The sequence below is a fragment of the Neotamlana laminarinivorans genome (genome assembly GCF_020523925.1).
GTDB lineage: Bacteria > Bacteroidota > Bacteroidia > Flavobacteriales > Flavobacteriaceae > Neotamlana > Neotamlana laminarinivorans.
The window spans coordinates 1-289 of record NZ_JAJAPW010000078.1 but is presented as its reverse complement, the minus strand read 5'-3'; the positions used below and the strand labels follow the sequence as shown (position 1 = coordinate 289).

Sequence of the window (289 nt, the reverse complement as noted above, 5' to 3'; positions counted from 1 at the left end):
TGGTTAACTTTATAGGTGTACCAATAGCCGCTTTAGATGCTCATACTAATTTTAGTGGTAGCGGAGTTTTACCATCAGAATTTAGAATGTCTAGCTTATCTGAGGCTGTGCCTGCGCAACCTATATTACTACTTATAGCTGGCTTAATAATGGTTTTAACCTTATGGTTTTCAAGCAAGGCCAAAGCCGTGGTAAAAACTTCTGTAGATTTATCCCGTCAAGATTCTGGCGAAGAACGTTTCGAGCCCAACTCGTTATCTAGAGGTATTGTAAGAGGAAGTATTGCGCT

Annotated in this window: 1 pseudogene; it reads left to right on the top strand. The window is 40.1% G+C overall.

Going from position 1 to position 289, the window contains the following annotated elements:
- Positions 1-289, top strand: a pseudogene (locus LG649_RS16110) (inorganic phosphate transporter); the annotation flags it as partial.